Annotated in this window: 15 protein-coding genes, 6 tRNA genes, 4 other RNA genes and 6 pseudogenes; 12 read left to right on the plus strand and 19 right to left on the minus strand. The window is 56.2% G+C overall.

The window, feature by feature from the left end; genetic code table 11:
* Window positions 1-67 precede the first annotated feature (67 nt).
* Together cysK and cysZ are read right to left on the minus strand one after the other, a co-directional pair.
* Entirely contained in the window at window positions 68-1,039 is a 972-nt protein-coding gene (gene cysK / locus ABOC21_RS01610; protein WP_426811883.1) for a cysteine synthase A, read from the minus strand.
* 223 nt (window positions 1,040-1,262) lie between these two features.
* Window positions 1,263-2,025, minus strand: a pseudogene (gene cysZ, locus ABOC21_RS01615) (sulfate transporter CysZ).
* Window positions 2,026-2,255: 230 nt separating this feature from the next.
* Between cysZ and zipA the strand changes: the two are divergent.
* From zipA to ABOC21_RS01630, 3 genes are all read left to right on the plus strand, one after another.
* On the plus strand, window positions 2,256-3,266 hold the full coding sequence (gene zipA / locus ABOC21_RS01620) for a cell division protein ZipA (protein ID WP_426811884.1): 1,011 nt from the start codon (window positions 2,256-2,258) through the stop codon (window positions 3,264-3,266).
* A gap of 74 nt (window positions 3,267-3,340) precedes the next feature.
* Window positions 3,341-5,356 (plus strand): NAD-dependent DNA ligase LigA, encoded by a 2,016-nt coding sequence (ligA, locus tag ABOC21_RS01625; RefSeq protein ID WP_426811885.1) that lies wholly within the window; start codon window positions 3,341-3,343, stop codon window positions 5,354-5,356.
* A 1-nt stretch (window position 5,357) separates the two neighbouring features.
* Window positions 5,358-5,576 carry a DUF3820 family protein gene (locus tag ABOC21_RS01630; RefSeq protein WP_426811886.1) on the plus strand — a complete coding sequence of 73 codons (219 nt, stop codon included), beginning with the start codon at window positions 5,358-5,360 and terminating at the stop codon, window positions 5,574-5,576.
* Here the strand turns inward: ABOC21_RS01630 and ABOC21_RS01635 are convergent.
* On the minus strand, window positions 5,573-6,571 hold the full coding sequence (locus tag ABOC21_RS01635) for a bile acid:sodium symporter family protein (protein WP_426811887.1): 999 nt from the start codon (window positions 6,569-6,571) through the stop codon (window positions 5,573-5,575). The genes ABOC21_RS01630 and ABOC21_RS01635 overlap by 4 nt on opposite strands.
* A gap of 89 nt (window positions 6,572-6,660) precedes the next feature.
* On the opposite strand from ABOC21_RS01635, the gene ABOC21_RS01640 reads away from it, so the two are divergent.
* Window positions 6,661-7,587 carry a LysR substrate-binding domain-containing protein gene (locus ABOC21_RS01640; RefSeq protein ID WP_426811888.1) on the plus strand — a complete coding sequence of 309 codons (927 nt, stop codon included), beginning with the start codon at window positions 6,661-6,663 and terminating at the stop codon, window positions 7,585-7,587.
* A gap of 45 nt (window positions 7,588-7,632) precedes the next feature.
* Here ABOC21_RS01640 and ABOC21_RS01645 read toward each other — a convergent pair.
* From ABOC21_RS01645 to ABOC21_RS01680, 8 genes are all read right to left on the minus strand, one after another.
* Window positions 7,633-7,769: non-coding RNA, RtT sRNA (locus ABOC21_RS01645), on the minus strand.
* A 43-nt stretch (window positions 7,770-7,812) separates the two neighbouring features.
* Window positions 7,813-7,949, minus strand: a non-coding RNA gene (locus tag ABOC21_RS01650) — RtT sRNA.
* 31 nt (window positions 7,950-7,980) lie between these two features.
* Window positions 7,981-8,117: non-coding RNA, RtT sRNA (locus ABOC21_RS01655), on the minus strand.
* Between the two features lie 43 nt (window positions 8,118-8,160).
* A non-coding RNA gene (locus tag ABOC21_RS01660) (RtT sRNA) lies at window positions 8,161-8,297 on the minus strand.
* Window positions 8,298-8,340: 43 nt separating this feature from the next.
* Window positions 8,341-8,416: transfer RNA gene (locus ABOC21_RS01665), tRNA-Lys, on the minus strand.
* 4 nt (window positions 8,417-8,420) lie between these two features.
* Window positions 8,421-8,497, minus strand: a tRNA-Val gene (locus ABOC21_RS01670).
* A 46-nt stretch (window positions 8,498-8,543) separates the two neighbouring features.
* Window positions 8,544-8,619 (minus strand) — tRNA-Val (locus tag ABOC21_RS01675).
* Window positions 8,620-8,663: 44 nt separating this feature from the next.
* Window positions 8,664-8,739 (minus strand) — tRNA-Val (locus ABOC21_RS01680).
* Window positions 8,740-8,998: 259 nt separating this feature from the next.
* Between ABOC21_RS01680 and gltX the strand changes: the two are divergent.
* Window positions 8,999-10,418 (plus strand): annotated as a pseudogene (gene gltX, locus ABOC21_RS01685) (glutamate--tRNA ligase).
* A gap of 43 nt (window positions 10,419-10,461) precedes the next feature.
* On the opposite strand, the gene ABOC21_RS01690 reads toward gltX, so the two are convergent.
* Window positions 10,462-10,851 (minus strand): YfeC-like transcriptional regulator, encoded by a 390-nt coding sequence (locus tag ABOC21_RS01690; protein ID WP_426812015.1) that lies wholly within the window; start codon window positions 10,849-10,851, stop codon window positions 10,462-10,464.
* A gap of 4 nt (window positions 10,852-10,855) precedes the next feature.
* On the minus strand, window positions 10,856-11,209 hold the full coding sequence (locus tag ABOC21_RS01695) for a YfeC-like transcriptional regulator (RefSeq protein ID WP_426811889.1): 354 nt from the start codon (window positions 11,207-11,209) through the stop codon (window positions 10,856-10,858).
* A 219-nt stretch (window positions 11,210-11,428) separates the two neighbouring features.
* Between ABOC21_RS01695 and ABOC21_RS01700 the strand changes: the two genes are divergently transcribed.
* The 3 genes and pseudogenes from ABOC21_RS01700 (at window position 11,429) to ABOC21_RS01710 (ending at window position 14,013) form a co-directional block, all read left to right on the plus strand.
* Window positions 11,429-11,504: transfer RNA gene (locus ABOC21_RS01700), tRNA-Ala, on the plus strand.
* 40 nt (window positions 11,505-11,544) lie between these two features.
* Window positions 11,545-11,620, plus strand: a tRNA-Ala gene (locus ABOC21_RS01705).
* A 210-nt stretch (window positions 11,621-11,830) separates the two neighbouring features.
* A pseudogene (locus tag ABOC21_RS01710) lies at window positions 11,831-14,013 on the plus strand (EAL domain-containing protein).
* 41 nt (window positions 14,014-14,054) lie between these two features.
* On the opposite strand, the gene nupC reads toward ABOC21_RS01710, so the two are convergent.
* Window positions 14,055-15,257 carry a nucleoside permease NupC gene (gene nupC, locus ABOC21_RS01715; RefSeq protein WP_426811890.1) on the minus strand — a complete coding sequence of 401 codons (1,203 nt, stop codon included), beginning with the start codon at window positions 15,255-15,257 and terminating at the stop codon, window positions 14,055-14,057.
* Between the two features lie 344 nt (window positions 15,258-15,601).
* Between nupC and ABOC21_RS01720 the strand changes: the two genes are divergently transcribed.
* The gene (locus ABOC21_RS01720) at window positions 15,602-16,840 is read left to right on the plus strand and encodes an Nramp family divalent metal transporter (protein WP_426811891.1); all 1,239 of its coding nucleotides are present in this window, start codon (window positions 15,602-15,604) and stop codon (window positions 16,838-16,840) included.
* 52 nt (window positions 16,841-16,892) lie between these two features.
* Here the strand turns inward: ABOC21_RS01720 and ABOC21_RS01725 are convergent, their stop codons facing one another.
* Together ABOC21_RS01725 and mgrA are read right to left on the minus strand one after the other, a co-directional pair.
* Window positions 16,893-17,234: a DUF2502 domain-containing protein gene (locus tag ABOC21_RS01725; protein WP_426811892.1), complete on the minus strand. Its 342-nt coding sequence runs from the start codon at window positions 17,232-17,234 to the stop codon at window positions 16,893-16,895.
* A 145-nt stretch (window positions 17,235-17,379) separates the two neighbouring features.
* Complete coding sequence (mgrA, locus tag ABOC21_RS01730; protein WP_426811893.1) at window positions 17,380-18,372, minus strand: L-glyceraldehyde 3-phosphate reductase; 993 nt, start codon at window positions 18,370-18,372, stop codon at window positions 17,380-17,382.
* A 177-nt stretch (window positions 18,373-18,549) separates the two neighbouring features.
* On the opposite strand from mgrA, the pseudogene ABOC21_RS01735 reads away from it, so the two are divergent.
* Window positions 18,550-20,210, plus strand: a pseudogene (locus ABOC21_RS01735) (alpha-keto acid decarboxylase family protein).
* Here the strand turns inward: ABOC21_RS01735 and ABOC21_RS01740 are convergent.
* Window positions 20,207-21,442, minus strand: a complete 1,236-nt coding sequence (locus tag ABOC21_RS01740; protein ID WP_426811894.1) for an ion channel protein — start codon at window positions 21,440-21,442, stop codon at window positions 20,207-20,209. The pseudogene ABOC21_RS01735 and the gene ABOC21_RS01740 overlap by 4 nt on opposite strands.
* 265 nt (window positions 21,443-21,707) lie before the next feature.
* On the opposite strand from ABOC21_RS01740, the gene glk reads away from it, so the two are divergent.
* Window positions 21,708-22,673 (plus strand): glucokinase, encoded by a 966-nt coding sequence (gene glk / locus ABOC21_RS01745; RefSeq protein ID WP_426811895.1) that lies wholly within the window; start codon window positions 21,708-21,710, stop codon window positions 22,671-22,673.
* Between the two features lie 40 nt (window positions 22,674-22,713).
* On the opposite strand, the pseudogene ABOC21_RS01750 reads toward glk, so the two are convergent.
* Together ABOC21_RS01750 and ABOC21_RS01755 are read right to left on the minus strand one after the other, a co-directional pair.
* Window positions 22,714-23,452, minus strand: a pseudogene (locus ABOC21_RS01750) (LytR/AlgR family response regulator transcription factor).
* 11 nt (window positions 23,453-23,463) lie between these two features.
* A pseudogene (locus ABOC21_RS01755) lies at window positions 23,464-25,144 on the minus strand (LytS/YhcK type 5TM receptor domain-containing protein).
* Here ABOC21_RS01755 and ABOC21_RS01760 point away from each other — a divergent pair.
* Window positions 25,055-25,258, plus strand: a complete 204-nt coding sequence (locus ABOC21_RS01760) for a hypothetical protein (protein ID WP_426812016.1) — start codon at window positions 25,055-25,057, stop codon at window positions 25,256-25,258. The pseudogene ABOC21_RS01755 and the gene ABOC21_RS01760 overlap by 90 nt on opposite strands.
* Window positions 25,259-25,505: the final 247 nt, after the last annotated feature.

The raw sequence follows: 25,505 nt of genomic DNA on the forward strand, positions 1-25,505 counted from the left end.
ACTTTGACGTGTGCCACAAAAAAGCACCTAAAAAGGTGCTTTTTTACACGATACTTACAAGCTGGCATCACTGTTGCAGTTCTTTCTCAGTGAAGAGATCGGCAAACAGGGCCGTGCTTAAATAACGCTCACCAGAAGAGGGTAGGATAACCACTATATTCTTATTGGTAAAGGCCTCATCTTCCTGCAGCTTGAGCGCGGCGGCGACGGCGGCGCCGGAAGAGATACCGGCGAGGATACCCTCTTCATCCATCAGGCGACGGGCGGTCGAGATCGCCTCTTCGTTGGTGATGGCGACCACTTTATCGACCAGCTTCAGATCGAGGTTGCCCGGAATAAAGCCGGCGCCGATCCCCTGAATCTTGTGCGGACCCGGCTTCAGCTCCTGGCCTGCCAGCGCCAGGGCGATCACCGGTGAATCGGTCGGTTCGACCGCCACGGTAATCAGATCTTTTTTGCCCTTGGTGCCTTTGATGTAGCGGCTCACGCCGGTCAGCGTACCGCCGGTGCCGACGCCGGAGATAAAGACGTCAACCTGACCATCGGTATCTTCCCAGATTTCCGGGCCGGTGGTCTTTTCATGAATTTCCGGGTTAGCCGGGTTGCTGAACTGCTGCAGCAGCAGATATTTTTCCGGGTTGCTGGCAACGATCTCTTCGGCTTTTTGAATCGCCCCTTTCATGCCTTTCGCGCCTTCGGTCAGCACCAGGTTGGCGCCCAGCGCTTTCAGCAGCTTGCGGCGCTCGATGCTCATGGTTTCCGGCATGGTCAGCGTCAGCTTGTAGCCGCGGGCTGCGGCGACGTAGGCGAGGGCGATACCGGTGTTGCCGCTGGTCGGCTCTACCAGCTCAACGCCGGCTTTCAATACTCCGCGTTTTTCAGCATCCCAAATCATATTGGCACCGATACGGCATTTAACGCTAAAGCTCGGGTTGCGAGATTCAACCTTTGCCAGGATGCGTCCGTTACCGATTCGGTTCAGTCGGACTAGCGGCGTATGACCGATAGTCAGGGAGTTATCTTCAAAAATCTTACTCATGGCCCGTCCTTAACTGTATGAAATTTGGGAGTACGGCTTCAGCATACCCGCTTAAAGAATATGCGGAAGTAAGGATTTAGCATATCTATATTCGTAAGGGAAATAATGGCAAGCCAGAAGGAATAAGGCGCGACATAAGCCGTCGTCCGTCAGCGCCTGAAGGTGCGGGTTCGCGGAGTACCGATTGCGGCCCATCCATAGGCCTGCGCGCAGCCGGCAGAGCCTATTTCCACATCGCATGTTTATCGCGATAGCAGTCGACCCACATCGCCGTTGCGCCGCAAATGGCCACCGGCAGGATAACCAGGTTGAGGACCGGGATCATGGTGAACAGGCTGGTCAGCGCGCCAAACTGCATATTGGTGACTTTGCGCGTGCGCAGCGCCTCGCGCATGGTTTTAAACGGCACTTTGTGGTTATCAAACGGGTAGTCGCAGTACTGAATGGCCAGCATCCACGCGCTGAACAGGAACCACAGCACCGGCGCAGCGGTCTGGCCGATGCCTGGAATGAAGTACAGGATCAGCAGGATGATTGCGCGCGGCAGATACCAGGCAAACTTTTGCCATTCACGCTTCATAATGCGCGGGACGTCTTTCATGATGCCAAATACGCCGACGTCGGGAGGCGTGGCGCCGGTTAAGCGCGCCTCCAGACTGCTCCGCCAGCAGGCCGCTGAACGGAGCGGCGATCCAGTTGGCGATAGTCGAGAAAAAGTAGCCGAAGACCAGCAGAATCGAGATGACCATTAGCGGCCAAAGCAGATAGTTGAGCCAGCTCAGCCATTGCGGCACGTGGCTCATCAGCGAGGGGATCCAGCTATCAAGACGCGTGAACAGCCACCAGAAGGCGCCGCCCATCAGGATAATATTGACTAATAAAGGCAGGAATACGTAACGACGAATTCCCGGCAGCCCGATCAGTTTCCAGCCCTGCGAAAAATAGTAAACGCCGCTACGCGGGGAAGTTGCGGATGTTGAAACCATGGTCAGGCAATGCTCCTTTTTGAACATTCAGGCTGAATGCCCGCTTATTTTATCGGGTTGCCGGACAATAACCAGTTAGGAAATGTTCGAAAAAGCAGCAAAAAGCACGATTTAGTTCATCTTTATGTAGTGAAAGGGGCTGACCCACTTGCACTCGGCGTAATCGACAAATACTCTTAGTAAGTAAATGTTTGCCGTGGTGGCAAGGTGTTAGAACAACAGAGAATATAATGATGCAGGATTTGCGTCTGATATTAATCATTGTTGGCGCGATCGCCATAATCGCTTTACTGGTACACGGTTTCTGGACCAGCCGTAAAGAACGTTCCTCGATGTTTCGCGATCGCCCACTAAAACGTATGAAGTCTCGCGATGACGAAGAGTCTGAAAGCGATGACTTTGATGACGATGTTGAAGGCGTAGGTGAAGTTCGCGTTCACCGGGTGAACCACGCGCCAAATGGCCACAGTGGGGAGCAAGAGGCACCGCGTCAGACGCCACCGCACCAGTATCAGCCGCCTTACGAACGTCAGGTGCAGCCGCCCGTGCGTGCGGAAGAGCCCGTTCGTCAGCCGCAGCCTGCTCAGCACCAGCAGCAGGCCCCGCAGCCGCAAACCAGCGCGCCTCAGCATCATCAGCCCGTGCCGCACCAGCCTGTTCAGCAGCAGCCAGTAGCGCCGTATCAGGCGCCTCAGCAGCCGATAGCGCAGAGCGCGCCGCAGCCTGCTCCGGCCCAGCCCGCCGCCGCCGCACCGGCTCAGCCGGCGCCTGAACCGGTCGTTGCTGAACCCGCGCCGGCAGCTCCGCAGCCAAAAGAGCGCAAAGAGACGGTTATCGTGATGAACGTGTCGGCGCATCAGGGCTCGCAGATCAACGGTGAAGTGTTGATCAACAGCATCCAGCAGGCGGGCTTCAAATTTGGCGATATGAATATCTTCCATCGCCATCTCAGCCCGGACGGCAGCGGCCAGGTCCTGTTCAGCCTGGCTAATATGGTGAAACCCGGTACCTTCAACCCGGACAGCATGGCGAATATGACGACGCCTGGGGTCACTATCTTTATGCAGGTGCCGTCCTTTGGCGACGAGCTGCAAAACTTTAAGCTGATGCTGCAATCTGCCCAGTACATCGCCGATGAAGTCGGTGGCGTGGTGCTGGACGATCAGCGTCGGATGATGACTCCGCAGAAAATGCGTGAATATCAAGACCGTATTCGTGAAGTGAAAGAGGCTAACGCCTGATTCACCGACCTGCGTTTCGTCTCCCAATCCTGAACCCCCGCCCGTCGGGGGTTTTTTATCATTGATGGTGCGATATGGAACCGATCGAACAAAAACTGACTGAACTGCGAACCACGCTTCGCCATCATGAATATCTGTACCACGTTATGGATACCCCTGAAGTGCCCGATGCGGAATATGACCGGCTGATGCGCGAACTGCGCGAGCTGGAAGCCCTGCATCCCGAGCTCATCGTCTCCGACTCGCCGACCCAGCGCGTGGGGGCGGCTCCGCTGGCCTCCTTTAGCCAGATTCGTCATGAAGTTCCGATGCTCTCGCTGGATAACGTCTTTGACGAAGAGAGCTTCCTTGCGTTTAACAAGCGCGTCCAGGACCGGCTGAAAAGCAGCGACGATCTGGTTTACTGCTGTGAGCTGAAGCTGGACGGGTTGGCCGTGAGTATTCTGTACGAAAACGGCGTGCTGGTGCAGGCGGCAACGCGCGGCGACGGCACCACCGGGGAGGATATTACCTCCAACGTGCGGACGATTCGCGCGATCCCGCTGAAGCTGCGCGGTGACAATATCCCTGCGCGGCTGGAAGTCCGCGGCGAGGTGTTCCTGCCGCAGGCCGGGTTCGAAAAAATTAACGATGAGGCGCGCCGCAGCGGCGGGAAGGTCTTCGCTAACCCGCGCAATGCGGCCGCCGGCTCCTTGCGCCAGCTCGATCCGCGGATTACGGCGAAGCGACCGCTTACTTTCTTCTGCTACGGCGTGGGTACGCTGGAAGGCGGCGAGCTGCCGGCGAGTCATTCCGGGCGTCTGCAGCAGTTTAAGGACTGGGGATTGCCGGTCAGCGATCGCGTAAAGCTCTGCCGCACTCCAGAGGAAGTGCTTACTTACTATCGTAAGGTCGAAGAGGACCGCCCGAAGCTAGGTTTCGATATCGACGGCGTGGTGATCAAGGTGGACTCCCTGGCGCTTCAGGAGCAGCTCGGCTTTGTCGCCCGCGCTCCGCGCTGGGCCGTCGCCTTTAAGTTCCCCGCTCAGGAGCAGATGACCTTCGTACGCGACGTCGAGTTCCAGGTTGGCCGTACCGGCGCCATCACGCCGGTGGCGCGCCTCGAGCCGGTCCATGTGGCCGGCGTGCTGGTGAGTAACTCCACGTTGCACAACGCCGATGAAATTGAACGCCTGGGTCTGCGAATTGGCGATAAGGTGGTGATTCGCCGCGCCGGAGACGTTATTCCTCAGGTGGTTAACGTGGTGCTCTCCGAACGCCCTGAGGATACGCGGGAAATTCTCTTCCCGACCCATTGCCCGGTGTGCCATTCGGACGTTGAGCGCGTGGAAGGCGAAGTGGTGACGCGCTGTACCGGCGGATTAATTTGCGGCGCGCAGCGTAAAGAGGCCTTAAAGCATTTCGTTTCCCGTCGCGCGTTAGACGTTGAGGGCATGGGCGAGAAGATCATCGACCAGCTGGTTGAGAAAGAGTACGTGCACACGCCTGCCGACCTGTTCCGCTTAAGCCCGGGCAAGCTCACCGGCCTTGAACGCATGGGGCCAAAGTCGGCGCAGAACGTAGTCAATTCGTTGGAAAAATCGAAAGAGACGACCTTTGCCCGCTTCCTGTACGCGCTTGGCATTCGTGAGGTCGGCGAAGCAACGGCCGCAGGGCTGGCGGCGCATTTTGCGACGATTGAGGCCCTCGAGCAGGCTTCCATTGACGATCTGCAGAAGGTGCCTGATGTCGGCATTGTGGTGGCGACCCACGTGCGCAATTTCTTTGCTGAGGAGAGCAACCGCGAAGTTATCGCCCAGCTGCTTGCGGAGGGCATCCGCTGGCCCGCGCCGGTGGTGGTCAATGCCGAAGAGATCGATAGCCCGTTTGCCGGTAAAACCGTGGTCCTGACCGGCAGTCTGAGCCTGCTCTCTCGTGATGACGCCAAAGCGCGGCTGGTGGCGCTGGGGGCGAAAGTGGCGGGCAGCGTGTCAAAGAAAACCGATCTGGTGATTGCCGGGGAAGCGGCGGGGTCGAAGCTGGCTAAAGCGCAGGAGCTGGGGATTGCGGTGATCGATGAAGCCGAAATGCTGCGGCTGTTGGGGGATTAACTTGGATAAAGAACAGCTTATTGAGATTGCCAATACGGAAATGCCGTTTGGCAAATATAAAGGCCGTCGTTTGATTGATGTGCCTGAAGAGTATTTGCTGTGGTTTGCTCGTAAGGAGCAGTTTCCCGCCGGCCATCTTGGCGATCTGATGGCGTTAACCTTATTAATTAAAACCGAAGGGCTGACCCAGCTGGTTCAGCCCCTCAGGCGGCCGCGTTAAGCCTCGGGCGCGCTGGCGTTCTCACGCGCCAGCCGCTCTTCCGCCTGGCGTTTGTAGCGTCGCGCCAGCACGGCGCATACCATCAGCTGGATCTGGTGGAAAATCATCAGCGGCAGCACCATGATCCCCAGAATCGACGTTGGAAAGAGAATGTTGGCCATCGGGATCCCGTTTGCCAGGCTCTTTTTCGATCCGCAAAAGACGATGGTAATTTCATCCGCTTTATTAAAGCCGCATTTACGCGCCACCAGGGTATTGATGGCGATGACGATGGCCAGCAGCACCATGCTGACGACGACGATGAACAGCAGCGAGCCTGGGCCAACCTTATGCCAGATGCCATTCACCACCGCTTCGCTAAACGCCGAGTAGACGACCAGCAGGATAGAGGTCTGATCGGTTTTTGAAATCCATTTTTTATGCCGCGCCACCCACGCGCCAATCCACGGGCGGGAGAGATGACCGAGAACGAACGGCAGCAGAAGCTGCAGCATAATCTTGCCGACCTGCTCCAGGCTGCCGCCGGCGCCGTGCAGATTCATCAATAGCCCGACCAGAAGCGGAGAAATGAAAATCCCCAGCAGACTCGATGCCGAGGCTGAACATACGGCTGCCGCCACGTTTCCGCCAGCCAGCGACGTGAAGGCGATCGCTGACTGCACGGTAGCGGGCAGAATGCAGAGATAAATAAAGCCGGTATAGAGCGCAGGATCGACGTTTATCGGCGCCCACCACGCAAACAGCACCCCCAAAACGGGGAAGACGATAAAGGTGCTGCACATCACCCACAGATGCAAACGCCAGTGGCCGCCGCCGGAAATAATCGCCTCGCGGGAGAGCTTTGCGCCGTGCATAAAGAACAGCAGGGCAATGGCCGCGGTGGTTAAATTCTCAAAGAAGGGGACAAATCCGCCGCGCGCCGGGAAAAAAGAGGCCAGCAGAACAACGGTCACCAGGGTAAGGGTAAAGGGATCAAGAATGCGGAAAAATTTCATAAACGCTCCTGAAAATCGATTTCGCTATTGTGCTTTTTTTAGTTTGAGAAATAAAATTGATTTATTGCATCTATTCATGAATAAAAAAGATGAATTATTCGCTGCGTCAGTTAAAGGTATTTGTCACCGTCGCCAGGGCGAGAAGCTTCAGCCGGGCAGGGGAGATGATTGGGCTCAGCCAGTCAGCGGTGAGCCACAGCGTCAAGGAGCTGGAGCATCAGACCGGCGTGCGGCTGCTGGACAGAACCACCCGGGAGGTGGTGCTGACCGAAGCGGGGAATCAGCTGGCGGGGCGGCTTGAGCGGCTGCTGGACGAGCTGAACAGCACGCTGCGTGACGCCGGGCGCGTGGGTCAGCAGCTGACGGGAACCGTGCGGGTCGCTGCCAGTCAGACTATTTCCGCCCATCTGATCCCTCAGTGTATTGCGCACAGCAATCAGCGCTACCCGGAGATTGATTTTGTGCTCCACGATCGCCCTCAGCAGTGGGTTCTGGAGAGCATTCGCCAGGGCGAGGTGGATTTTGGCATTGTTATCGATCCGGGCGCGGCAGCGGATTTACAGTGTGAAACGGTCCTGTCGGAACCGTTTTTGCTTTTATGCCGGGAGGATCATCCTTTTGCCGAAAGGACATCGGTGAGCTGGCAGGATCTTCACCACCAGCGGCTGGTATTGCAGGATTACGCCTCCGGCAGTCGGCCGCTGATTGACGCCGCGCTGGCGCGCTTTGGCATTGACGCCAATATTGTGCAGGAGATAGGACATCCGGCTACGTTGTTTCCGATGGTGGAATCAGGGATTGGGATTAGCGTTTTGCCGGCGCTGGCGCTGCCTCTACCGCAGGGCAGCCATTTGCGGGTCAGGCGGCTAACGCCGGTTGTTGAGCGGCAGCTGATGCTGGCACAGCGTAAGAAGCGCTCGCTGTCAACCGCCGCCCAGGCGCTGTGGGAGGTGGTGCGTGAAGAGGGAAGCGCGCTGACCGCAGGCAGAACTGACGATCCGCTGTATCAGCGGTGAGGTCGGCGTGGTGCTAAAAAATAACAGAAAAGTGAGGGATAGAGCTGCCAGGTCGTGCAGGATACTACTTGCCTCATCCTGAGGCTCGCCCTGCGGGTCGCCGCGAGCGGCGATGCAAAATCGTTCCCGACGATTTTGTCGAACCTGCGGCAGGTTCTCATCCTGCACGGTTGGGCATGGTGCTCAGAAACGAAAAAAGCGCCTAAAGGCGCTTTTTTCTTAATTTGGTGGGTCGTGCAGGATATCACTCGTCTCATCCTGAGACTTGCCCTACGGGTCGCCGCGAGCGGCGATGCAAAATCGTTACCGACGATTTTGTCGAACCTGCGGCAGGTTCTCATCCTGCACAGTTGGGCATGGTGCTCAGAAACGAAAAAAGCGCCCAAAGGCACATGGTGGGTCGTGCAGGATATCACTCGTCTCATCCTGAGACTCGCCCTGCGGGTCGCCGTAGGCGGCGATGCAAAATAGTTCCCGACGATTTTGTCGAACCTGCGGCAGGTTCTCATCCTGCACGGTTGAGCATGGTGCTCAGAAACGAAAAAAGCGCCCAAAGGCACTTTTTTCTGAATATGGTGGGTCGTGCAGGATATCACTCGTCTCATCATGAGACTCGCCCTGCGGGTCGCCGCGAGCGGCGATGCAAAATCGTTCCCGACGATTTTGTCGAACCTGCGGCAGGTTCTCATCCTGCACGGTTGGGCATGGTGCTCAGAAACGAAAAAAGCGCCTAAAGGCGCTTTTTTCTGAATATGGTGGGTCGTGCAGGATTCGAACCTGCGACCAATTGATTAAAAGTCAACTGCTCTACCAACTGAGCTAACGACCCGAAGTGGTGGGTGATGACGGGATCGAACCGCCGACCCCCTCCTTGTAAGGGAGGTGCTCTCCCAGGCTGAGCTAATCACCCACTTCGGTACTTCATTTTATTGCAAGAAATCCAGCTGGCGAGAAATTGGTGGGTGATGACGGGATCGAACCGCCGACCCCCTCCTTGTAAGGGAGGTGCTCTCCCAGCTGAGCTAATCACCCACTTCTCAATTTCTTGCTACACGGCGGAGACTACATAAAGTAGTTGGTGGGTGATGACGGGATCGAACCGCCGACCCCCTCCTTGTAAGGGAGGTGCTCTCCCAGCTGAGCTAATCACCCCCGCTGTGTGGAGTCGCATTATAGGGAGAGTTGAAAATGAGTCAACGCCTTTTCTAAATAATTTGTTCGTTCGTCGTAAAATTAGACAAAACGATCGCGAAAGCATCCGCGGAGCATGATTTATAAACAAAAATGGCAAAGCATGACGTTCCGACGGGAACTCCATTGAGGAATCAGCCTACGGTGTTAGAATATTCCCCCATAAATACCAACGGACTCTGCCGGTTGTCGGCATCTTTATTAAACGTAAGGCCATTTCATGAAAATCAAAACTCGCTTCGCGCCCAGCCCGACAGGCTATCTGCACGTTGGCGGCGCGCGTACTGCTCTCTACTCCTGGCTTTTTGCCCGCAACCACAACGGTGAGTTTGTACTGCGTATTGAGGACACCGATCTCGAGCGTTCCACGCCGGAAGCAATTGAAGCCATTATGGATGGGATGAACTGGCTGAATCTGGAATGGGACGAAGGCCCGTATTTCCAGACTAAACGTTTTGACCGCTACAACGCCGTAATTGATGACATGCTGGAAGCCGGCACGGCCTATAAATGCTACTGCTCCAAAGAGCGCCTCGACGCGCTGCGCGAAGAGCAGATGGCCAACGGCGAAAAACCTCGCTATGACGGGCGCTGTCGCCACGGCCACGAGCATCATGCGGACCACGAACCGTGCGTGGTGCGTTTTGCCAACCCGCAGGACGGTTCCGTTATTTTTGACGATCAGATCCGCGGACCGATCGAATTCAGTAACCAGGAGCTGGACGATCTGATCATTCGTCGTACCGACGGTTCCCCGACCTATAACTTTTGCGTCGTCGTAGATGACTGGGATATGGCGATCACCCACGTGATCCGCGGTGAAGATCATATCAACAACACCCCGCGCCAGATCAACATCCTTAAAGCACTGAACGCGCCGGTGCCGGTATATGCGCACGTTTCAATGATTAACGGCGATGACGGTAAAAAGCTCTCCAAGCGCCACGGTGCGGTGAGCGTGATGCAGTACCGTGACGATGGCTACCTGCCCGAGGCGCTGCTGAACTATCTGGTACGCCTGGGCTGGTCCAGCGGCGATCAGGAAATTTTCACCCGTGAAGAGATGATTAAGCTCTTCTCCCTCGGCGCGGTCAGCAAATCCGCCAGCGCGTTTAACACCGAGAAACTGCAGTGGCTGAACCATCACTACATTAACTCTCTGGCGCCGGAGTACGTGGCAACGCATCTGCAGTGGCATATCGAGCAGGAAAATATCGATACCCGCAACGGCCCGCAGCCTGGCTGAGCTGGTGAAGCTGCTCGGCGAGCGTTGCAAAACGCTGAAGGAGATGGCGGCGAGCTGCCGTTACTTCTATGAAGAGTTCGATGAGTTTGACGCCGACGCGGCGAAAAAACATCTGCGCCCGGTTGCGCGTCAGCCGCTGGAAGTCGTACGCGATAAGCTGGCGGCGGTGACCGACTGGACGGCAGAGAACGTTCACCACGCTATTCAGGCGACGGCGGATGAGCTGGAGGTCGGAATGGGCAAGGTTGGGATGCCGCTGCGCGTTGCGGTTACCGGCGCCGGACAATCTCCAGCCCTCGACGTAACCGTTCATGCGATTGGTAAATCCCGCAGCGTGGAACGCATCAACAAAGCGCTGGCGTTTATCGCTGAACGCGAAAGCCAGCAGTCCTGAGCATTATAAGCTACGCATAACGGCAGGTATTCCTGCCGTTTTTTTACTCTTTCGAGCGCTCGGCGTTAATCCCCAGACGCGATAAAAATCCGCTGATCCCCTCCCTTGCAAGAAAGTCCCGCAAATGCTGCTGTTCTTCCGGCGTCATAAGATGAAGCGTCTCGGCAATTTGTCGCCAGATAGCCCCGGCATCATTAATAGGCGGTTCTGCCAGCTGATAATCGGCAATCAGGTGCCGCAGCGCGGGAATGTTTGCCAGAAAATCGAGAACCGGCCTGTCGATAACGATGAGACGGGCGCGTCCGCCTTTGACGCCGGGAATGGCCTCCGTACGCCATTTTTGTTCTCTGACCCAGCGGTTAATCGTTTGTCTGGCAAGACCAAGACATTCCGCAAGTTCTGCCGGGGTCATCTTATCTTTTAATTTCATCATCATATTACTGGTCGCGAATATCCAGGCGCTGAAGTAAACCGGTGATGCCTTCGCGTAGCAGAAGCGACATCAGCTTTTTCTGTTCGCCGGGAGTCATCTCTTTGCTCAGCGTAAGCAGCAGCGGTTCAAGGTCGTTTTCAACGGTGGTGTAGGAGGGGGGCGTTTCCGCCACGCGCTGCGCGCTGCGAATAAAATCTCGCACCTGCTCGTTGACGTGCACGAGTCGGGCTTTGCCTCCCTGCACGCCGGGGCGGGGGGATGTTTGCCATCCTTCTTTGCGAACCCATTTATTGATCGTCTGCCGGCTGAAGCCGGTGAGATGGGCGATTTCTTCAGGTGTCATTCGTTCCTTGAGCATACTATTTCCTGAGTAAAAATGTGGGAATTAGTTGTTCATGTTATAGCATCCTTTTAGATGAAAGAGTGACATGTTTAGCTTCTCCATGCGATAAGCTTCGCAATGTCAGCGATTTGCCTGCTTTTTCAGCGATCAAATTCAGAGGGGTGATTTTGCCGTTGACACCTGACGAAGGAATTCATATTATGCCGCCCGTCAACACGACGCGTTTTACGTTACGGGGCTATAGCTCAGCTGGGAGAGCGCTTGCATGGCATGCAAGAGGTCAGCGGTTCGATCCCGCTTAGCTCCACCAAATCCTGTTCCCATCAGGTTTGGTTGTAAAACGTTCTGTTGGGGCTATAGCTCAGCTGGGAGAGCGCTTGCATGGCATGCAAGAGGTCAGCGGTTCGATCCCGCTTAGCTCCACCAAATTCGAAACCCTCGCTACGGCGGGGTTTTTTTGTTTTATCTTCTCCGCCAGCGTAAAGCACTTTGTGCTTAGGTCAGCAAATCTCTGCTTAGTAGAATGAAACGTAATTTAAGATTTTTCCTCGGCTTATTACCTTGCCTGCCATAATTAACCAACATAGTATTTGGATATTAAATATAATTCCTGCGCGAGAGCTTTAATTAACAATAATGACTGGCAAATTTAACATTAATATCAGAAGAACTTTACTCGCGCTGACCGTTTGTTTAATTGCGATTCCATTAGTCAGGTTTATTTCACCTCAGGCTACGATCGACGGTAACCAAATTTTTCTCGCCTGGCTACCGCTAAGTATGATGTACGCGGTCATCTTTATTTTTGGCCGCTATGCGGTCGCTCCGCTGATTATCGCCTTTGCTATAACTAATGCCTGGATAATCCCTTTGACGGCAGCGCAGTCGGCAATCTTATTATTCTGTCAGCTATTCTCGGTGCTGGCGTCATGCGCCGTTGTCCGCATGCTGCTCGGTAAAACGTGGCGCAGCGGTCTAACGACAAAGCGGATGGGCATCAGAATCTTTTGGGGCGGATTTTTTGCTCCCGTGCTCATGAAAGGTACCATGTATCTGGCGGGGGTATTTTTTTCTTTCCCGTTGCTTATATCGAGCTATTTCAAAGATATGCCAGCAATTTATACTATTATCGATATTCAGAGTTTGATTTGCGCGGCGTTAATATTTACTACCTTCTTTTATTATCCTTTGCGGATGATTATCAATCCGCGCTTTGCCCGCACGTTTTGGCTTCGCCACTGTCAGCCGTGGCTTACGCGCAAACGTCGGGTATTTACGCTGTACTGGTTCATCGCGCTCGCGGTAATATTAGTGGTGCTTTGCGCGCCTTATGATTCTGTTTTTATCGCCGGTTATTTAGTCCCGCTTATTTTCATCCTTTATTTTATTGGTATTAGCCGCCTGGGCCATGCGCTGATTCGTATTTCATGGTCCGTTTCAGCATTTTTGCTGGTCGCGTATAATCAAAATTTCCTCCAGGGCGTAAAGACCGAATACGCGCTATCGTTCGTGCTCTCGGTTCTTATCTCATTCACCATCTGCCTGTTTTATATGCTGGATATTTACGCTCAGAACGAGCGAATCAAGCTCAGGTGGCGGGATCAGGCGCAGGAGGATCCGCTGACCGGACTGCCGAACCTTCGCGCCCTGGAGTGCCATTTGCGCCGCAATCCCGAGGTCGCCATCAGCAGCCTGCGCATTGATAACCTCGATTTCCTCAGCCGCCATTACGGTATGATGATGCGCGTGGACTGCAAGCGGCACATTGCCGCTAAAGTGCAGCCGCTGCTGGGGCCTGGCGATAAAATATTCCAGCCTGCCCGGCTGCGAGCTCCTGCTGATTCTATGCGGGCCGAAGCCCGAGGCGCGGCTGGGCCACATCGTGGCGATACTTAACCACAAGAAATTTAGCTGGAATAACCAGGCGCTGGATCTGGAGTTTGGCGCATCGTGGGGCAGGCATCACGGCGTCGAGGCCGAGCTTCATCCGATGCTGGGCCAGCTGACCTGGCTTTCGGAGCAGGCCGGCGCCACGCAGCAGGTGCTGGCGCTGAATGCGGCGCAGGAGCAGGTTTCCGATCAAACCAGCGAGCAGGTGCGGATGCTGACCCGGATCAAGCAGGCGCTCAATAAACGCGATCTGCTGCTGTATGCCCAGCCGATCCGGAACGCGGCGGGGGAGGGCTATTATGAAGTGCTTACGCGGATGCGGTGCGGCGACACCGTCATTACGCCGGAGCGGTTTATTCCGCTCATCGTACAGTTCAACCTGAGCCAGCGTTTCGACATGCTGGTACTGGAAACGTTGTTCAGCGCGCTACACCGACATCCGGGCCAGCACTTCTCCGTTAATCTGCTGCCTTACACCCTGATGCAGCGCGACAGCGCGGCGCAGATTATTGCTCTATTCAGACGCTACCACCTCCGGGCCGAAGCGATCACCATCGAAATTACCGAAGAGCAGGCCTTCTGCGATGAGCAAATCAGTCTGCGCAACATCCAGCAGACTGCGGGATTTTGGCTGCGCCATTGCTATCGATGACTTCGGTACCGGCTATGCGAACTATGAGCGCCTGAAAAGGCTCCAGGCGGATATCGTGAAGATTGACGGCTGCTTCGTGCGCGACGTGGAGACCGACCCTCTGGATGCGATCATTATTAAATCCATTATCGAGATGGCGAGGGTGAAAAAGCTGACGGTTGTGGCGGAGTATGTGGAAACGGAAGAGCAGAGGGCGCGGCTGCTGACGCTCGGCGTCGACTATTTGCAGGGCTACCTGATCGGCAAGCCCCGGCCGCTTCAGGAATTACAGGCGTAAAAAAGCCGGGACCAGCCCGGCTTTTGCACAACCTTAAGAAATTACAGCACCAGCGCGGCGATAGACGCGGAGAGCACGCTCACCAGGGTCGAGCCGTAAACCAGCTTCAGGCCAAAGCGGGAAACGACGTTACCCTGTTCTTCGTTGAGGCCTTTAATCGCCCCGGCAATAATCCCGATTGAGGAGAAGTTGGCGAAGGAGACCAGGAAGATGGAGATAATGCCTTCCGCGCGCGGAGAGAGCGTGCTGGCAATTTTCTGCAGATCCATCATCGCGACGAATTCGTTTGAAACCAGCTTGGTGGCCATAATACTGCCGACCTGCAGCGCTTCACCAGCCGGCACGCCCATCACCCATGCAATCGGGTAGAAGATGTAGCCGAGGATGCCCTGGAAGGAGATGCTGTAACCGAACCAGCCGGTAACGGTCGCGAACAGGGCGTTCAGCGCAGAGATCAGCGCGATGAAGCCGATCAGCATCGCCGCAACGATAATCGCGACCTTAAAGCCTGCCAGGATGTACTCGCCCAGCATTTCAAAGAAGCTCTGACCTTCATGCAGATTCGACATCTGAAGGTTTTCTTCGTTTTCATCAACGCGGTACGGGTTAATCAGCGACAGCACGATAAAGGTGCTGAACATGTTCAGAACCAGCGCCGCAACGACGTATTTCGGCTGCAGCATGGTCATGTACGCGCCGACGATAGACATGGAAACGGTAGACATCGCGGTAGCCGCCATGGTGTACATGCGGTTACGCGACATTTTGCCGAGGATATCTTTATAGGCGATAAAGTTTTCCGACTGGCCCAGAATCAGAGAGCTGACGGCGTTGAATGATTCCAGTTTACCCATGCCGTTAACTTTAGAGAGCACGGTACCGATCGCGCGAATCACGATCGGCAGAATGCGGATATGCTGCAAAATACCGATCAGCGCGGAAATAAAGACGATTGGGCACAAAACCTTAAGGAAGAAGAAGGCGAGGCCTTTATCGTTCATATTGCCGAAGACGAAGTTGGTCCCTTCGTTAGCAAAGCCGAGAAGTTTTTCGAACATCTCGGAGAATCCTTTCACGAAACCCAGACCGATATCAGAGTTCAGGAAGAACCATGCCAGCAGGACTTCAATGACAAGCAATTGAATAACATAACGAATACGAATCTGCTTACGGTTGTGGCTGACCAAAAGGGCCAAAATAGCCACCACGACGATCGCGAGAATAAAGTGCAGGACGCGGTCCATATTTGCTCCAAATATGAGGCAGGTTAAATTTCTGTGCACATTCTATGTAACAAGCCCAAAGAAAACGAGATCAAACACACACTATTGCAAGGAACTGTGACTAATCACCAAAATAGTGATCAAACATACATTTTTGTTATGTTGCGTAAAGGTTTTAAAAGTTGCTTAGTTGTACTAATCTGATGACCAGGCGGGATGGGCTCCATCACTGCCACCTTTTCATTGTTAGCCGCTATCGTTCCCCCCTATCAAAGCAATAATTATCGCCGTTATAAATGAACTTGATAATCATTCGCGTTTTGGTAGCATGAAACATAGCAAAGGCTATATTTCTGAGGCAGAAAATGACAAGCAGTCGCGTTGAGAATAGCAGCGGTCGCGCAGCGCGCAAGATGAAGCTCGCATTGATGGGGCCTGCCTTTATTGCTGCCATCGGGTATATCGATCCCGGTAACTTTGCGACCAATATCCAGGCGGGCGCCAGCTTTGGCTACCAGCTGCTGTGGGTGGTGGTGTGGGCTAACCTGATGGCGATGCTGATTCAGGTCCTGTCGGCCAAACTGGGAATTGCCACGGGGAAAAATCTCGCGGAGCAGATTCGCGACCACTATCCGCGCCCGCTAGTGTGGTTCTATTGGGTGCAGGCGGAAATTATCGCCATGGCAACGGATCTGGCCGAGTTTATCGGCGCGGCGATCGGCTTTAAGCTGCTGCTTGGCGTCTCGTTACTGCAGGGCGCCGTGCTGACCGGGATCGCCACGTTTCTGATTTTGATGCTTCAGCGTCGCGGGCAGAAGCCGCTGGAAAAAGTGATTGGCGGGCTGCTGCTGTTTGTTGCCGGCGCCTATATCGCGGAGCTGATTTTCTCCCAACCGGCGCTGGCGCCGCTGGCGAAAGGGATGATTATCCCGAGCCTGCCTAACGTAGAGGCGGTGTTCCTGGCCGCCGGGGTGCTGGGGGCGACCATTATGCCTCACGTCATCTATCTGCACTCGTCGCTGACCCAGAACCTGCATGACGGTTCGCGCAAAGAGCGCTATAACGCAACCCGCTGGGACGTGGCGATTGCCATGACGATAGCCGGCTTTGTCAACCTGGCGATGATGGCTACCGCCGCCGCCGCGTTTCACTTTAACGGACATACCGGCGTCGCCGATCTTGATGCCGCCTACCTGACGCTGGAACCGCTGCTGAGCCACGCCGCGGCAACCATATTCGGCCTCAGCCTGGTGGCCGCCGGGCTGTCGTCGACGGTTGTCGGTACGCTGGCGGGCCAGGTGGTGATGCAGGGGTTTATTCGCTTCCATATCCCGCTGTGGTTTCGCCGGACGATTACCATGCTGCCGTCGTTCATCGTCATCATGATAGGGCTCGATCCTACCCGTATCCTGGTGATGAGTCAGGTTCTGCTGAGCTTTGGTATCGCACTGGCGCTGGTGCCGCTGCTGATTTTTACCAGTAACCCACAGCTGATGGGCGATCTGGTGAATACCGTATGGATTAAGCGAATCGGCTGGGTCATCGTGGCGATTGTGGTTTTGCTGAACGGCTGGCTGCTGGTGGGAACGGTGTTCGGATTATAAGCTGATAATAAATCGGTGAGCCCTGCGGCTCCCCGATTTGGTTAAAACGTATCTAGTGATGGCCGTGTCCGTGACCTCCCGGTCCGCGGCCCCAGCCGCCGCGACGGTCGTTGCGATCGTGCCAGCCCTCACGGTAGCCGCGCTCATAAGCCCTGCGCTTATCCCAGCCGCGGTCATAGCCGTGGTTATGACGCCACCAGCGGTTATTACGCCATTCGTAGTTACGACGCCAGTAATCACGGTCGCGCCAGCCGCCACCGTCCCAGTAATTACCGTAATTGTCGCGATCGCCTATTTGTAATTTTACCGATGGCAGCAGGGTGATTTCACCGGCGGTAGCAACTAACGGCGCCGAGGCCAATAGCACTGCGGCCAGTATCAGTGACCTGAACATACTCTTTCTCCTTCACGATCGAGCCTTGCGGCTTGTTAACGCGATATTACGGGGCCGTTAAGCCCCGCAGCATCGGAGGAACTCCTAAATCGTGGATAAGAGCACTTTTTGCTAAAGTGACTTTTTTGCTAAAGTAACTTTTTGTTTACGCCGCCAAAATCGCGTCAATTTTCGCGCACTCTTCCGGGCTGAAGTGACGGTTGGCGAGCATCCCGACGGCATCATCAAGCTGGGTCGTTTTGCTGGCGCCGATCAGCACTGAAGTCACTTTTTCTCCGCGCAGCACCCAGGCCAGCGCCATCTGCGATAGCTTCTGTCCGCGAGTCTGCGCCAGGGCGTCCAGCTGGCGGACTTTCTCCAGCTTTTCCGCCGTCAGCTGATCCGCCTGCAGGAAGCGGCTGCCGCTGGCTACCCGGGAATCAGCCGGGATGCCGTGTAAATAGCGGTCGGTCAGCTGGCCGCCGGCCAGCGGTGAAAACGCAATGCTTCCGACCCCCTGCGTCTGCAGGAAATCCAGCAGCCCATCTTCAACCCAGCGTTCGAACATGGAGTATTTTGGCTGATGGATAATGCACGGCGTGCCGAGGTCGTTGAGGATGTTCACCGCCTCCCTCGCCTGGGCGAGAGGGTAGTTGGAGAGCCCGACGTAAAGCGCTTTACCCTGACGCACGATATGGTCCAGCGTGCGCATAGTTTCCAGCAGCGGAGTCTCGGGATCGGGGCGGTGATGATAGAAGATATCGACGTATTCCAGCCCCATCCGTTTCAGGCTCTGATCGAGGCTGGCAATCAGATATTTGCGTGACCCCCAGTCGCCGTAAGGCCCCTCCCACATGGTGTAGCCGGCCTTGCTGGAGATAATCAGCTCATCGCGATAAGGTAAAAAATCCTCCCGCAGGATGCGGCCGAAATTGCTCTCGGCAGAACCCGGCGGCGGCCCGTAGTTGTTGGCCAGATCGAAGTGCGTAATGCCGAGGTCGAAGGCGTGACGCAGCAGCTGGCGGCTGGTTTCTACCCGCGTTTCGTCGCCAAAGTTATGCCAAAGGCCGAGAGAGACTGCCGGCAGCTTTAGTCCGCTCTGACCGCATCGGCGGTACTCCATGGTCTGATATCGCGTCGCATTTGCCTGGTAAACCATACTTCCTCCGCAGATAAAAACAGCTTGTGTATACGTTTACACTAAAGAATGTTCAGCGCGGAGTACACACCCCAAAGGCGTAAATTTTGCTTTCCACCTCATATATTCAGCTCAATCTGGACAGTTCGATCGCTTATTCAATACTCAAATTACCTGCACGGGATGAGGAGTATGGCTATGCAACCGACTTACACAATTGGCGATTATCTGCTGGATCGCCTTGTAGATTGCGGCATAGACCGCTTGTTTGGCGTACCGGGAGATTACAACCTACAGTTCCTCGATCGTGTTATCGCGCATGAGGCGCTGGGATGGGTCGGCTGCGCCAACGAGCTGAACGCCGCCTATGCGGCCGATGGCTATGCGCGTATTAAAGGCGCCGGCGCGCTGCTGACGACCTACGGCGTTGGCGAGCTGAGCGCGCTTAACGGCGTGGCGGGCAGCTATGCCGAACACCTCCCGGTTCTGCATATTGTTGGCGCCCCCTGCAGCGGCGCCCAGCAGCGGGGGAGCTGCTGCACCACACGCTGGGAGATGGCGACTTTACGCATTTTGCGCGCATGAGCGAGCAGATAACCTGCACTCAGGCCACCCTGACGGCGGGCAACGCCTGCCATGAAATCGATCGCGTTCTCAGCGACATGCTGGCCCACCATCGCCCCGGCTATTTGATGCTGCCTGCCGACGTCGCAAGGGCCTGCGCCACGCCGCCCGCGCGTCGCCTGGTGATTGAGGCGCTGCCTGCGGATGAGAATCAGCTGGCCGGCTTCCGCGAGTATGCGGGGCAGTTGCTGCGGCGCAGTCGGCGGGTATCGCTGCTGGCGGATTTTCTCGCCCAGCGCTATGGCCTGCAGGAAACGCTAAGAACCTGGGTCGAAAAAATGCCGATAGCCCACGCTACTATGCTGATGGGCAAAGGGCTCTTTGACGAGCAGCATCCCGGTTTTGTCGGGACCTACAGCGGTATCGCCAACGACCCCTCGACCCGCGGGATGATTGAAAACGCCGATACCATCATCTGCGTCGGTACGCGCTTTACCGATACCATTACCGCCGGATTTACCCAGCATTTACCGCCTGAGCGCACCATCGAGATCCAGCCGTTTGCCGTCAGGGTGGGCGAGCGCTGGTTCAGCCGGATCCCGATGGATCAGGCGCTGGCGGCCCTGATCGCGCTGTCGGCCAGCCTGGTGGCGGAATGGACGCTCCCGCCTGTCTCAGTGCCGGAGGTTGGCGGAGCTGAAGGCGGCATGCTGACGCAAAAAAACTTCTGGAGCACCGTGCAGGAGCAGCTGCGTCCGGGAGATATTATTCTCGCCGATCAGGGAACCGCGGCATTCGGCGTCGCGGCGCTGCGGCTCCCCTCGGATGCGACGCTGCTGGTTCAGCCGCTGTGGGGATCGATCGGTTTTACGCTGCCGGCGGCCTACGGCGCGCAGACCGCCGCGCCGGATCGAAGGGTGGTATTGATTATCGGCGATGGCGCGGCGCAGCTCACGATTCAGGAGATGGGTTCGATGCTGCGCGACAAACAGCGGCCGCTTATTCTGCTGCTTAACAACGAAGGCTATACGGTTGAGCGGGCGATCCACGGCCCGGAGCAGCGCTATAACGATATCGCCCTGTGGGACTGGAACCGCCTGCCGGAGGCGTTTGCCCCCGACGTCCCTTCGCGCTGCTGGCGGGTGACGCGCACCGCGGAGCTGAAGGAGGCGATGAACGACAGCGTGGCCTCCGACCGGCTGACGCTGGTCGAGGTAATGCTGCCCAAAATGGACATCCCCGACTTTCTGCGGGCGGTAACTCAGGCCCTGGAGGAGCGCAACAGCCGCGTCTAGTCGGGACGTCGTTTAATCATCATCAGCGGCTTCCCGGCCAGCAGTAGCCAGGCCGGGAGCATCACTATGCACAGCAGTGGCAGCAGCGTGGTGTCCGGCACCACGACGGCGGCCATAAACAGGCTCAGCCAGCCGTCGCGGGTGACCACCAGCGTCATTCCGAGGATTGCGCAGGAGACCGTAATCGCCGCCGGGACGGCGTCAACGTGCGCGTGCAGCATCAGGCCCAGCGCCACACCGACGAAGATCGCCGGGAAAATTCGCCCGCCGCGAAAGCCGCTGGCGGCAGCGATCGTCAGCGCCGCCAGCTTCACCAGCGCAATCAGCATAAAGTCGCTGCCGCTCAGGGTCTGGCTGAACGCCATTTGCTGCATCTCATCCAGCCCTTTAAATAGCGTGATATGCCCGCCGATGGTCCCGAGGATCCCCAGCAGCAAACCGCCGACCCCGAGCGTTAAAACGGGGCTTTTCAGACGGTGCATCAGCGCATGCAGGCGCGGCAAGCACCAGACGGCGACCATGCCGACGGCAATCGCGATCAGCGTGACCACCGCGCCGCTAAAGATATCCACCAGCCGCATCTGCGGATAGTGCGGGATCGGTAGCGAGAAGTGGGGGTTGAAGAACAGGCTTGTTGTCAGGGCGCCCGCCGCCGCCGCCAGCAGCGGGGCAAAAAGACGGTCCCACAGCGGGACGTCGTTACCGCCGTTAAGGGTTTGCGAAAAGATCAGCGCGGCGGCAACCGGCGTGCCAAACAGCGCGCCGATAGTGCCGGAGGCGGCAAGGATCGTCCAGTCGAGGGTGCTGACGCGCGGAAACAGGCGTGAACCAATGGCCACCGCAAGGGCGATATTGACCACCATAATGGGATGCTCCGGCCCCAGGCTGACGCCGCCCGCCAGGCCTAAAATTAGCGCGGCAATCAGCCCCGGCAGGGCGCTGGTGCTGACGGGAGCACTGACCAGCGATTCCGAAGCCGGATCGGGCCCGGCGTGGCCAGGGCTAAAGCGGATGAGCAGGCCGACGGCAATCCCGGTGAGCGTCAGAATGGCAATAGTCCACAGATGCCCGTCGGCGTTCAGGCCGAGGCTTAGCGGCAACGCGCTCCAGAGGATATTCTGCAGGACGCTCGCAACCTTCATCGTCACAATCAGTACCAGGCTGGAGGCAATCCCGATGATAACCGCCGGGATCGATAGCAACAGCATTGTTCTGGCGCGCGGATGCAGCATGAAAATTTCCTTTTGCAGGTGGCGAAGCACGACTTTTGCCTGCGCCCCGGAGGGGCGTCGATGCAAATGGTGCTGAAACGATAAAGTTAAGGCTATGCCTGACGATCGCGGCGGCGCAGGATAAACCATTTTTCACAGTTTTCAGCCTAAATGTGATATAGGTCGCTAAACTGTGGGCGCTTATACGTTGGTCGTTGTTGTTAAGGCATCATGAATTTACAGTGTGCCAAAAGAATCATTTTGACTTTAGTGGAGCCGTAACGGAATGACAAAATTTGCTTTAGTAGGGGATGTCGGCGGAACCAATGCCCGCCTGGCATTATGTGATATCGCGAGCGGGGATATCTCCCGTGCAAAAACCTATTCCGGGCTCGATTATCCCAGTCTTGAAGCCGTTGTTCGGGTCTATCTCGACGAGCACAACGTTGAAGTCGAGGATGGCTGCATTGCCATCGCCTGCCCGATTACCGGCGATTGGGTGGCGATGACCAACCACACCTGGGCGTTTTCCATCGCCGAAATGAAAAGCAACCTTGGGTTTGCGCATCTTGAAATCATCAACGATTTCACGGCGGTATCGATGGCGATCCCGATGCTAAAAGCCGAGCACCTGATCCAGTTTGGCGGTACGGCGCCGGTGGAGGGGAAACCTATCGCCGTCTACGGCGCGGGGACCGGCCTCGGCGTGGCGCATCTGGTCCACGTTGATAAACGCTGGGTGAGCCTGCCGGGCGAGGGCGGCCACGTCGATTTTGCGCCGAACAGCGAAGAAGAGGGGATTATTCTGGAAGAGCTGCGCGCCGAGCTGGGACACGTTTCCGCCGAACGCGTGCTGTCAGGTCCGGGCCTGGTGAATCTCTATCGCGCGATAGTGAAATCCGACGGCCGTTTACCGGAGAATCTGCAGCCGAAAGACGTGACCGAACGCGCGCTTGCCGACTCCTGCACCGACTGCCGCCGCGCGCTATCGCTGTTCTGCGTGATTATGGGCCGTTTTGGCGGCAACCTGGCGCTGACGCTGGCGACCTTTGGCGGCGTGTATATCGCGGGCGGTATCGTGCCGCGCTTCCTTGAATTCTTTAAGGCTTCCGGTTTCCGCGGCGGTTTTGAAGATAAAGGGCGGTTTAAAGCCTTTGTGCAGGATATCCCGGTGTACCTGATTGTCCACGACAACCCGGGGCTGCTGGGCTCCGGCGCGCATATGCGCCAGACGCTGGGCCAAATCCTCTAAAATAGCGCCTCCGGGCCTGAGGGCCCGGATAAGCCGTCGGCTACAGGTGCATCAGCTGGCGGAACTCTTTGACCTTACTGCGGCTCACCGGCACCTGAAACTCCAAATCCCGCAGCCGCAGGACATAGGTGTTATTGAACCACGGCTCAATTTCGCGAATTTTGTTCAGGTTGACGCAGTAGGAGCGGTGGCAGCGGAAGAAGTGCGCCGGCGGCAGTTTGGCGCAAAACTCCGTAATGTTCATCGGCATCACGAACGACTCCCGCCTGGTATAAACAAACGTCATTTTTTCATGCGCTTCCGCGTAGTAAATATCGTGAATGCTGGTGACGATAATCCGCTCATCTTTGATCAGATTGATGGTGTCGTTTTCCCGCTGCGGATTTGGCGCGGCGCCGGTTGCCGGGAGTCTGCTGCTGTTGCCAGGCGCTGCTCAGCTTTTGCAGCATGTTGATAATGCGCGATTCCTGATAGGGCTTGAGGATGTAATCGAACGCCTCCAGCTCAAATGCCTCTACGGCGTGCTCTTTCCAGGCGGTGATAAACACAATAAATGGCTTATGGGCAAACTGGCTGATGTTCTGCGCCAGCAGAACGCCGTCCAGCGAGGGGATGTTGATGTCGAGAAAAATGGCATCGACCCTGTTGTGCTGCAGAAACTTCAGCACGTCCAGCCCGTCGTCAAAGGTGCCGACAATCTCCATCTGGCTGTGGGTGTTAATCAGCCAGCTGAGCTCCTGTTGCGCCGGGAACTCGTCCTCAACGATGATGACTTTCATTTTTTCTCCGCTCATGGCAGCAGCGACGCCGGCGTAGGCTGGGGGGCGTTGCGGTTTGGCACGTAGAAGGTAATCTCCGTCCCTGGGGTCATACGCCGGATATGCAGCCCTTCGCCGTACAGCAGTTTGACCCGATGGTGAACGTTAAGCAGACCGATTTTGTTGCCCGGCATCTCATCGGCCTCCACCCGGGCGACGACGGCCGGATCGATGCCGTTGCCGGTATCGCGGACGCTAATCCGCACCCGGTTTCCGCACTCATTGATGCCTATCGTGACCACGCCTTTGCCCTTGCAGGGCTGAATGCCGTGAACAATCGCATTTTCTACCAGCGGCTGGATCAGCAGGCTGGGAATGACGCAGCTGACTTCATCGTCGATATCATAGATAACGGTTAGCTTGTCGCCAAAACGCGCCTGCTCAATGGCAATGTAGTCCTTGATTTGGTACAACTCCCTTTTAATATCAATCTGCTCGTCGTCTTTTAATTCAATGTTATAGCGTAAATAGCGCGATAAATTAAAAATAAGCTGGCGCGCGGTATCCGGATTCATGCGAATCGATGATGAAATGGCGTTGAGCGCGTTAAACAGAAAGTGCGGATTGATTTTACTCTGCAGCGCGCGCAGTTCGGCCTTGTTGGCCATCTCCCGCAGCTGCTCCGCGCGGGAGACCTCCAGCTGGGTGGAAATGATTTGCGACAGGCCTATCGCCATCTCCTGCAGCGAGGAGGTAATGCGGTGCGCGTGGCAGTAGTAGATTTTCAGCGTCCCGGTGACGACGCCTTTTTCCCACAATGGGATCACCAGCATCGAGTGAATTTCAGGGGTTCTGTACGCCTCATCGTTGTTCTTGATGATAATTTTTCCGCTCTCAATCGCCTGGCGGGTGGTGGGGCTAATGGCATTGTCGCGATCGTGATAGTTCCCCTCGCCGAAGCCAACGTAGGCCAGCACCCGACCGGTGGTGGTGATCGCCACCGCATCGGCGTTGATATCGCGGCGGATAATGTCGCAGACCTGACGGAGCGATTCGCTATTAACGTGGCGAAACAGCGGCAGCGTTTTGTTGGCGATATCCAGCGCCAGCTTGGCCTGGCGCGCGGCGCTGGCCTCTTTTTCTCCCTCAACGCTCTGCACCAGCAGGACGATAAAACCGATACAGATGCTGCCGAGGATCATCGGAATACCGATTTTCGAGACGATATCCAGGCCCAGTGAAAAGGAGGGCGCCCACAGCACCACGAGGATCATGGTCAGCGTTTCGCAGAGCATCCCGGCGAGGATCCCGGCCTTCCAGCGCTGGGCCTTGGGAACCCTGCGGCCGATCAACCCGGACAATAGCCCGGCGATGATGCTGGTGATAAAACAGGGTATGGCGGTAACGCCGCCGATATCGATCAGATAGCGATGCACTCCGGCAATCACGCCAACGATAGCGCCGACCCACGGGCCAAACAGGATACCGCCGGACATTACCGCGATGATGCGCACGTTGACCAGCGATCCCTCCACCGGTACGCCTGACCAGGTGCTGAACAGGGCGAACAGGGAGAAGATAGCGGTGACGGCCAGCAGACTCCTTCGGCGTATGGGCAGATTTATGCAGCAGTTCGCGAAACAGCCGCAGGCGGATGAGGAAAAAAAGGCAAATCAGCATCAGTGCCGCGCGGTCAAAAACTGCGAGCAGCATGGTGAATATTTCGTGCATGGGAGCGCCGTGTCGTTCGCGGGAAAAGGCTATGATAAAAAACCTGGCCCCAGAAGGCCAGCCGCGGACAATAATAGGGAACAAGCACATTTTTAAAAGGGGATCCCCGATGAACCCCGGTCAACCGCGCAGGCGAGGGCGCTACGGCGAAAATAAGGTAATGCAAAAGATATTAAGATGTTACTTTCAGCGATCGTATTGGCTAAATCCGGATTGGCCGCTGCCGTATTTATTGGAACGAGTACCCGTTTTTTATGCCAGATTTTATTTTTTCTCCGCCCTCTCGACAGAATGAATTTTTTCGGGTTATTTTCTAAACGTGCCGCAGCAGCGGCAGCGTCGC

Origin of the sequence: Klebsiella sp. WOUb02, assembly GCF_050058015.1 — a bacterium.
Classification (GTDB): Bacteria; Pseudomonadota; Gammaproteobacteria; order Enterobacterales; family Enterobacteriaceae; genus Klebsiella.